7 protein-coding genes and 1 pseudogene are annotated in these 8,816 nt (G+C 74.9%); 3 read left to right on the top strand and 5 right to left on the bottom strand.

Going from position 1 to position 8,816, the window contains the following annotated elements:
- Window positions 1–3,409: SAV_2336 N-terminal domain-related protein (locus tag EST54_RS31870; RefSeq protein WP_275543285.1), on the top strand; the 3,409-nt coding region annotated here is incomplete at its 5' end.
- On the opposite strand, the gene EST54_RS31865 is transcribed toward EST54_RS31870, so the two are convergent.
- Window positions 3,399–4,286 (bottom strand): alpha/beta fold hydrolase, encoded by an 888-nt coding sequence (locus tag EST54_RS31865; RefSeq protein ID WP_129251174.1) that lies wholly within the window; start codon window positions 4,284–4,286, stop codon window positions 3,399–3,401. The genes EST54_RS31870 and EST54_RS31865 overlap by 11 nt on opposite strands.
- A 209-nt stretch (window positions 4,287–4,495) precedes the next feature.
- On the opposite strand from EST54_RS31865, the gene EST54_RS31860 reads away from it, so the two are divergent.
- Window positions 4,496–5,665, top strand: a complete 1,170-nt coding sequence (locus EST54_RS31860) for a cysteine desulfurase family protein (protein ID WP_129251176.1) — start codon at window positions 4,496–4,498, stop codon at window positions 5,663–5,665.
- A 106-nt stretch (window positions 5,666–5,771) separates the two neighbouring features.
- On the opposite strand, the gene pcp is transcribed toward EST54_RS31860, so the two are convergent.
- From pcp to EST54_RS31845, 4 genes are all read right to left on the bottom strand, one after another.
- Window positions 5,772–6,440: a pyroglutamyl-peptidase I gene (gene pcp, locus EST54_RS31855; RefSeq protein ID WP_129251173.1), complete on the bottom strand. Its 669-nt coding sequence runs from the start codon at window positions 6,438–6,440 to the stop codon at window positions 5,772–5,774.
- A gap of 18 nt (window positions 6,441–6,458) precedes the next feature.
- Entirely contained in the window at window positions 6,459–6,590 is a 132-nt protein-coding gene (locus tag EST54_RS35985) for a hypothetical protein (RefSeq protein ID WP_275416026.1), read from the bottom strand.
- A 16-nt stretch (window positions 6,591–6,606) separates the two neighbouring features.
- Window positions 6,607–6,918: a hypothetical protein gene (locus EST54_RS31850; RefSeq protein ID WP_203525390.1), complete on the bottom strand. Its 312-nt coding sequence runs from the start codon at window positions 6,916–6,918 to the stop codon at window positions 6,607–6,609.
- Window positions 6,919–7,051: 133 nt separating this feature from the next.
- Window positions 7,052–7,795, bottom strand: a complete 744-nt coding sequence (locus EST54_RS31845; protein ID WP_129251171.1) for an N-acetylmuramoyl-L-alanine amidase — start codon at window positions 7,793–7,795, stop codon at window positions 7,052–7,054.
- Between the two features lie 54 nt (window positions 7,796–7,849).
- On the opposite strand from EST54_RS31845, the pseudogene mnmA reads away from it, so the two are divergent.
- A pseudogene (gene mnmA / locus EST54_RS31840) lies at window positions 7,850–8,764 on the top strand (tRNA 2-thiouridine(34) synthase MnmA); the annotation flags it as partial.
- Between the last annotated feature and the right edge of the window lie 52 nt (window positions 8,765–8,816).

Below are 8,816 nucleotides of genomic sequence, written 5' to 3'. Positions count from 1 at the left end.
GGACGATGCCGCATCGGAGAACGGGGCCGGGGCGGCGGAGGGCCGGCGGCGTACCGAGGCCGGGGGAGCGGAGGGCACAACCACCGGAGGAGGTGGCAAGGACACTGACGGACAGTCAGGATCGCTCCCGCCTGTGCCGTCCGCGGACTCCTCCACTTCCCCGGATCCCTCCTGTGACTCCCAACCTGCCGGATCCACGGGGTCGTTGACGCCTCCCGGGCCGCCCCGGCGCGCGCTGTACGCCTGGGGGAGCGAGGGCGGCGCGCCCGGCGCGGACCGGGCCCGTCCCGCGCGGGTCCCCGGCGGGCGGGCACTGCCCGATGCCCAGCAGCTGGGCCGGGCGCTGCGCCCGCTGCGCAGGTCCCGTGACCACCCGCACCGCACCGTCACCGACGTCGAGGCCACCGTCCGGCTCGCCGCCGAGACCGGCTTCCTCGATGTCGTCTCCCGCCCGGAGCAGGAACGGCGCTGGTCGGCCGTGCTGTTGGTGGACTGCTCGGCCGCCATGCAGGTATGGGGGCCGCTCGCTGCCGAACTGCGTGCGGTGCTCGCCCGGAGCACGGTCTTCCGCTCCGTCCGGATCCAGCGGATCGACCCCCGGAACCCCGCCGGCCCGGTGCACCGGCGGCGGTCCGCGGGCGCGTCGGTGACCTTTCTGCTCACCGACGGCACCAGCCCGGGATGGCGCAGCCCGCAGACCGTCCGCGCCCTGACCGCGTGGGGCAGCTGCGGCCCGCTGGCCGTCCTGAACCCGCTGCCCCGGCGGCTGTGGCGCGGCACCGCCCTGGACGCCCGGCCCCGGCTGCTGGCCGCGCCCGCCGAGTTCGGCGGCCTCGGCCGGCTCCTCGTCTGCGACCCGCTCAGCGGTGAGCGCGACCCGGAGGCGGAGGGGGTGCTCGCGCTGCCCGTACTGCATCCGACCGCGTCCGCGCTGGAGCAGTGGGCCGGTCTGCTCACCCGCCCCGGAGTGCCGCATCTGATCGACACGGTGCTGCTGGACGAGCTGCCCGGGCACCGGGGGCCGGACCGGCCCGAGGGCAGCGCCGAGGAGTTGCTGGCGCACTTCCGCGGCGCGTTCTCCCCCGAGGCCTACCGGCTCGCGGTCCGCCTCTCCGCCGTCCGCCCGCTGACGACCCCGCTGATGCAGCTGGTGCGCGCCGCCACGATGGGCGACGCCGGCCCCACCCATGTCGCGGAAATCCTGCTCGGCGGCCTCCTGGAGCGCACCGACCGGGCCCGGGACACCTCCGCCGCACACACCCTGGACCGCGCCCTGGGCGCACCGCCACCGGGCCTGGCCACCGAGCCCGTCTACGATTTCCGCCCCGGCGTACGGGAGTTGCTGTTCAGCGGGCTGGGCGCGGAGGCGGCCGTGGAGGTCGTCGAGGCGGTCGGCCGGTCGCTGGAGCCGTACATGGGGCGGCTGCCCGACTTCCCGGTCCTGATGGGCGACGAGGACGGGGAGCTGCGGCTGCAGGCCTCGGCGCGGGCCTTCGCCGTCCTGGCCAGCCCGGTGCTGGAGCGGTTGGGGGGCGCGGTGCCCGGCCCGCCGGACCGTGTGGTGCCGTCGCAGCGCCGCCCCGAGCCGGCGCTCCCGCGGCTCGACGGGCAGCTGTCCGCGCCCGCGCGCCGGGCCGTCCGGCTGCTCGCGCTGGCGGACCTCGCGGACACCTCGCCCGCCGGCCTCCCCTTCGGCGCCGCGGCCGCGCTGCTGGACGAGACGGCCCCGCGGACCCGTGCTCTGCTGGACGAGCTGGTGGCGGCCGGCGCGCTGCGGGAAACGGCCGCCGACCGCCACCGCTTGGCCGACGAGGTGCGGGGCCCGGCCCGCGAGGCCGCCGGGCGCGAGCTGCCGTCCGCGCCGCGGGATGCTGCGCTGTCGCGGCTGCTGACCTGGTATCTGGCCGTGGGCCGGCAGACGTACGCACTGCGGTACCCCGGTGAGCGGATGCTCCAGGACCTGGCCCGGGTCTCGTCCCCCGGCCCCCTGCCCACGACGAAGGACCGCACCAAGGCCCTGGCCGCCTGGGCCGAGGAGCTGCCGCGGCTGCTCGCCCTCGTCCGCCGCGCCGTGGTCCGCTCCCCGCGGACCGTCCGGACCGCCGCCGACCTCCTGCTGCTCGCCGGGACGACGGCGGATTGCGGGGGGCTCTCGGCCGCCTTCGAGCCGGCCGCCCGGACCGTGGCGGCACGGGCGGCGGGGGCGGGTGACGCCCGGGCCGAGGGCCGCGCCCGGCTGGCACTGGCCGAGGCCTGCCTCGCGCTGGGCAGGGCCGACGAGGCCGAGGCCGAGGCACGGCGGGCGGCGGAGCTGGCCGACCGCTGCGGGGATCCGCTGACCCGCTTCCGGGCCCCGTATGCGCGCGGGATCACCGCCCTTCAGCAGGGGCGGCACGACACCGCGGAACGGCATCTCACCGCGGCATGGGAGCAGTGCGGGCGCCGCGGCGACGAGCTCGGCGAGGCACTCGTCCTCGGCGCGCTGGCCCGGCTCTGGGCGGCGACCGGCAACAGCTACGAGGCGGTGCTGTTCGCCGAGCGGGGCATCGGCCTCCACCGCGGCGCCGGCGGCGGCTCCCCGCGGCTCGCGCACGGCCACTACGCCCTCGCCGCGGCGCTGTCGTCGGCCGGCCGGCCCGCCGACGCGCTCCGTGAACTCTCCCGGGCCCTGCCCCTGTTCGAGGAGGACCGGCAGCGTCTGTGGGCGGGGCGCACCCGCTGCCGGATGGCCGAGGCGATGGTCGCCCTGGTCCGGCCCGGCGAGGCGGCGACGGCTGCCGCGGACGCGGCGGAGCGGCTGCTGGTGCCGGGCGGGGAGCGGTGGCGGGCCGACGCCCTGACCGCAGCGGGCCATGCCCAGACCGCCCTGGGGCACAAGCAAGGGGCCCGGGCGCACTGGCGCGAGGCGCTCGCCGTCCTGGAGGAGTTCGGCGCCCCCCAGGCCGTCGAACTCCGCGCGCTGCTCCGGGAGAAGCCGTCTCCGTCGGCGGCCGGCCCGCACCGCCCGGGGCTCTCGCGCGCCGCGGAGACCGCCCGCACCGGCACGACGCTGCGCGATCTGACGGCGGCCGTCCGCACCCTCAGCGATCAGCTGCGACTGCGACTGCGGGACGCGGACGGGGAGCCCGGCCGCCAGCCCACCGGCTCCGCCGCCCCGCCGGGCACCCCGGACCCCCAGGACTCCCTGGGCTCCCGGGACACCCTGGACTCCCTGCACTCCCTGGAGGCGGAACTCGCCGGCCACGTCCGGGACATGGAGCGGACGGGCCGGGCGCCGCGCGCCGGTCTGGAGCGCCTGCGCGCCGCCCTGGAGACGCTCACCGCCTCCGACGCGCTCACGGTGGCGGAGCCCGGAGCGGCCGAGGCGGTCACCGCCGTCCGCACCCTCGGGTGCCGTCTCACCCCGTAGGCGCGGCGCGCCCCGAACCGCTGACCTCGCGCAGGAACTCGCCCAGCGTCGCCGTCAGTTCCGCCGGGGCGTCCTCCTGCACGAGGTGTCCCGCGCCCTCGATCAGCCGGAGGCGGGAGCCCGGAATGCGGGCCGCCAGTTCGCGGCCCTTGGCGGGTGGGATCCAGGTGTCCCGGGCGCCCCAGCAGATCAGCGTGGGCAGCGCGATCTCGCCGTACCGCCCCTGGATCTCGTCGGTGAACCGCTGGTCGTTCTGCCCGATCTGGCGGTAGAACGCCGGCTGCCCCTCGTCCGTGCACCAGGGCTCGACCAGCCGGTCGAGGACGGCCGGGGGCAGGCCGGCGTGACTCGCGGAGGACATGTACTCCCGCACCAGCGCCCGGTGGAGCCCCGGCGGCAGCTGCCCGAACACCTCGCGGTGCGTCCCCAGCAACCGGTAGGCGGGCGAGCCCCAGGGCGCCAGCGCCACCGGGTCGACGAGCGCCAGCCGGCTGTAGCGCGCACCGTGCAGCAGATGCGCCCGCAAGGCCACACAGCCGCCGAAGTCGTGCGCCACCACGGCCGGTCCGGCCCCGTCGCCGTCCCCGTCCAGGTCCCAGTGCGCCAGCAGCTCCGTGAAGACGCGCGCCTGGGCGCCGAGCGACACATCCTGCCCGGCCCGCTGCTGCGAGGCGCCGTACCCGGGCATGTCCCAGACGAACACCCGGTGCCGCGCGGCCAGGGCCCGGGCGACACCGCGCCAGACGTACGACGAGAACGGCGTCCCGTGCAGCAGGACCACCGCCGGCGCCTGCGCCCGCCCGGCCCCGAGCACGGCCCACCGCACCTCGTCGCCCGACGCGGTGCGGAACGTATGGTCCAGAAGCCAGTCGGTCATGACCGTCAGGCTAGTGACTCCTTACCGGGGTGTCGAGGATGTCGAGGGGTACCGGCGGACCCGCGGCGGGCCCCGCACGGCGGTCGGGACGAGCGGACCCCGCACCGCGCCCACGGCGAGCGCACCCATGGTCCCGCCGCGCGAAGCTTCCGCGCGCGGCGGATGCGCCCCCGGAGCCCGTCGTGCCAGCTCGTAGAATCGTGGGCACCATGGTTTACCTCGACCACGCCGCCACCACCCCGATGCTCCCGGAGGCGGTGCAGGCGATGACCGCCCAGCTGACCGTCACCGGCAACGCGTCCTCGCTGCACGCCGACGGCCGGCGGGCCCGGCGTACCGTCGAGGAGGCGCGCGAGTCCCTCGCCGCCTCCCTCGGCGCCCGCCCGAGCGAGATCGTCTTCACCGCGGGCGGCACCGAGGCCGACAACCTCGCGGTCAAGGGCCTGTACTGGGCACGCCGGGCCGCCGACGCGTCCCGTACCCGGGTCCTCGCCAGCCCCGTCGAGCACCATGCCGTCCTCGACGCCGTGGAGTGGCTCGCCGAGCACGAGGGCGCCCGGGTCGAATGGCTGCCGGTCGACACCTACGGCCGGGTGCGGGCCGGCGCGCTGCGCGAGGCCATCGCCCGCAACCCCGCCGATGTCGCGCTCGCCACGGTCATGTGGGCCAACAACGAGATCGGCACCGTCCAGCCGGTCCGTGAACTCGCCGACGTGGCCGCCGAGTTCGAGATCCCGCTGCATGCGGACGCGGTGCAGGCGGTCGGCCAGCTGGAGGTCGACTTCGGCGCGTCCGGGCTCGCCGCGATGACCGTCTCCGGCCACAAGATCGGCGGCCCGTACGGCATCGGCGCCCTGCTGCTGGGCCGTGAGTACGCCCCGGTGCCGGTGCTGCACGGCGGCGGCCAGGAGCGGCAGGTACGCTCCGGCACCCTCGACACCCCCGCCATCGCCGCCTTCGCGGCCGCCGCCCAGTGCGCCGTCACCCGCCGCGCGGACTTCGCCCGCGACATCGGCGCGCTGCGCGACGACCTGGTCAAGGCGGTCCGCGCCGCCGCCCCGGACGCCGTCCTCGGCGGCGACCCGGACCCGTCCGGCCGGCTTCCCGCCAACGCCCACTTCTCCTTCCCCGGCTGCGAGGGCGACTCCCTGCTGCTCCTCCTGGACGCCCAGGGCATCGCCTGCTCGACGGGCTCCGCCTGCACCGCCGGCGTCGCCCAGCCCAGCCATGTCCTGCTGGCCACCGGCATGTCCCCAGAGCTCGCCCGCGGCACCCTGCGGTTCTCCCTGGGCCACACCTCCACGGCCGAGGACGTGGCGGCCCTGGCGGCGGCCATCGGCCCGGTCGTGGAACGGGCCAGGAGCGCGGGGCTGAGCTAGGGCCTGATCCAAACGACAGACCCCAGGACTTGCCCGACGGGTCAGGGTCGGAAAGGCCCTGGGGCCGGAAGCGGCAGCTCGGCTTCCGCCACCTCTTCCCGGGAGCTCAGATCTGGAGCCGCGAGTGCACGTGGTCGTGCACATCGTCGGCGTGCTCCAGCGCCGCGGAAATGGCGACACGGACCCCGGCGGCCGACGTGGCCAGCGACATGCTCGGTGCCCCGAGGTTGATGTCCAGGGCGGCAACCTCGGGGAGGTGGGGCAGATGGAGCCATCCGGTGCGAGTCGCGAGGCCGTGGGTGGCGACATGGCGCAGCACGCCGTACATGAGGTGGTTGCACATCAACGTGCCCGGCGCGTCGGAGATGTCGGCGGGGATGCCGGCCGCTCGCATCGCCAGGACCATCGCGCGCAGGGGCAGCGTCGACCAGTACGCCACCGGGCCGTCCGGATCGGTGAGGTCGCCCTCCAACAGCCGCCCACTGTTGTCGGCGACCCGGTAGCGGGCGGAGTCATTGAAGTTCTGGGCGATGCGCTCGATGGTGATCATCGACCGTCCGCCGTACTCGCCCAGCATCAACACCAGGTGTGGAGCGGTCCGGTTGATGGCCTCGGCGACGACGTCGATGCAGTCGAACCATCTGCTCGGTGCCACCAGCCCGGTGATCGTGGCACCGTCGAGTTCCGTACCGTCGAGCGCTTCGGCGACGCCTTGCGCGGGGTTGACCGGCGTCGTGCCGTACCGCTCGAAGCCCGATACCAGCACTTTGGTCACTCGTCACCCTCCGTCCCGTCAGCGCAGGCGGGCGGTGCCGTTGACGGCCACGTGCTTTTCAGGGTATTTGCGGCACTTCTGCCCCGCCAGCCGGGCAGGTGCGTCGGCCGGAGCGGCCGGGTTGGTCCGGTCCGGGTCCGAGGAACTCATTCGTGCACCTGGCCGTCTAGCCGTCCTCCCGGCCAGGAAGTGGCGCCCCCCGGAGAAACGCTCGGTAAGCGTCTGCGGCGTCATCCTCCACGGCCGGCCCCTCCGGTCCGTACCGTGTGTCGCTCCGGTCGCGCTTAGGGCCGGAGAGCCAGAATTCCTCACCGGTTTCGACGTCGTAGAAGTTTGCGTCGGACAAGCCGAGACCCGTGGCGCGCCGCAGCGTCCGCCCGTGAAAGTAGGCGGTCTTCCAGGTCTTGGAGAAGTCCACCCACCCGATCCACGAGGGTCCGCGGTCGGTGCCGTAGCCCGTTTTGAGCTGCACGAACATGATTCTGCAAGGCATCGCCCCAGCTTGGCCGATGCGCGACCGCCGGCAAACCGAATTCCTGTACCTCTCCGGTGACCTGAACGAAAGGACCGGAGGGCCGTCGCGTAACTGCTCCTGCAGTGTTCCTGCGGGATCAGCCCGGCCCCGGCTGTCCCTTCCGCAGGGGCGGCCGCTCCGTCGCCCGTGCGCCCCGGCGCAGCTCGGCCCGGACCAGCCGCAGATAGCGGGCCCAGTCCCAGTGCCGCCCCGGGTCGGTGTGATCCGTCCCCGGCACCTCCACATGCCCCACGATGTGTTCCCGGTCGGCCGGAAAGCCGTAGCGGCGGCAGATCCCCGCCGTCAGCCGCGCCGACGACGCGTACATGGCAGCGGTGAACGACTCCGGCCGGTCCACGAACCCCTCGTGCTCGATCCCGACGCTCCGCTCGTTGTAGCCGCGGTTCCCGGCGTGGAACGCCACATCCAGCTCACGGATCATCTGGGCCACGTGCCCGTCCTTGCGGACGACGTAATGGGCGCCCGCCTCGTGATCCGGATCCTGGAAGACCTTCAGCGCGGTCGCAAAGCTGCCCTGGACGACATGGACGACCACCCGGTCGATCTCGTAATCCGCCGGCCGGTCCGCCCGCCGGTAGTTCTCCGGGGACGCCGCGACCCACTGCGCGCCCCGGAAGTCGACCTCGCCCGCCGTCCGCGGCTTGTCGTTCCCCGGCAGCCGCCACCACCAGTGCGCCAGCTCGTCCCGCGCCGCGAGGGCCGCGGCCCCGGCGGCCACCACCGAGCCGCCCCCGATCCACAGCGCCCGCCGTCGCGTCACCCCGGGCGCGGCCCCCTCGCCGCCGCCCCCGTCACCGTGCTCCCCGCCACTTTTCCCCATGCGCTGATCAACGCTTTCCGCCCGGTCACCGGTTCCGTCTACCCTGGACGGGCTATGACTGATGACGCCCCCCGCCGCCTCCGCGTACTCGCCGCCATGTCCGGCGGCGTCGACTCCGCCGTCGCCGCCGCCCGCGCCGCCGAGGCCGGCCACGACGTGACCGGCGTGCATCTCGCGCTCTCCGAGAACCCCAAGTCCTTCCGCACCGGCGCCCGCGGCTGCTGCACGATCGAGGACTCGCACGACGCCCGCCGCGCCGCCGACGTCATCGGCATCCCCTTCTACGTCTGGGACCTCGCCGAACGCTTCCGTGAGGACGTCGTCGACGACTTCATCGCCGAGTACGAGGCCGGGCGCACCCCGAACCCCTGCCTGCGCTGCAACGAGAAGATCAAGTTCGCCGCCCTCCTGGACAAGGCCCTGGCCCTCGGCTTCGACGCGGTGTGCACGGGCCACTACGCCACCGTCGTCCTCCGCGAGGACGGCACCCGCGAGCTCCACCGCGCCTCCGACATGGCCAAGGACCAGTCGTACGTCCTCGGCGTCCTCGACGACCGCCAGCTCGCGCACGCCATGTTCCCGCTCGGCGACACCCTCACCACCAAGGCCGAGATCCGCGAAGAGGCCGCCCGCCGCGGCCTGTTCGTCGCCAAGAAGCCGGACAGCCACGACATCTGCTTCATCGCCGACGGCGACACCCAGGGCTTTCTCGCCAAGCGGCTCGGCACGGCCCACGGCGACATCGTCGACGAGTCCGGCAACCGCCTCGGCACGCACGAGGGCGCGTACGGCTTCACCATCGGCCAGCGCAAGGGCCTGCGCATCGGCCACCCGGCCCCCGACGGCAAGCCGCGCTACGTCCTGGACATCTCCCCGGTCGACAACACCGTCACGGTCGGGCCCGTCGAAGCCCTCGACGTCACGGCCTTGACCGCCATCCGCCCCCGCTGGTGCGGCCGCCCCCCGACCGTGACGGTGTTGTCGACCGGGGAGATGTCCAGGACGTAGCGCGGCTTGCCGT

The organism is Streptomyces sioyaensis (assembly GCF_004122735.1).
Taxonomy (GTDB): Bacteria; Actinomycetota; Actinomycetes; order Streptomycetales; family Streptomycetaceae; genus Streptomyces; species Streptomyces sioyaensis.
This window is presented reverse-complemented; position numbering and strand designations above follow the sequence as displayed.

Bases quoted from the DNA above. Each gene is read 5' to 3' on its own strand.
- EST54_RS31850 (WP_203525390.1), bottom strand. From the start codon at position 6,918: ATGTTCGTGCAGCTCAAAACGGGCTACGGCACCGACCGCGGACCCTCG.
- EST54_RS31860 (WP_129251176.1), top strand. From the start codon at position 4,496: ATGGTTTACCTCGACCACGCCGCCACCACCCCGATGCTCCCGGAGGCG.
- EST54_RS31865 (WP_129251174.1), bottom strand. From the start codon at position 4,286: ATGACCGACTGGCTTCTGGACCATACGTTCCGCACCGCGTCGGGCGAC.
- EST54_RS31845 (WP_129251171.1), bottom strand. From the start codon at position 7,795: ATGGGGAAAAGTGGCGGGGAGCACGGTGACGGGGGCGGCGGCGAGGGG.
- EST54_RS35985 (WP_275416026.1), bottom strand. From the start codon at position 6,590: ATGAGTTCCTCGGACCCGGACCGGACCAACCCGGCCGCTCCGGCCGAC.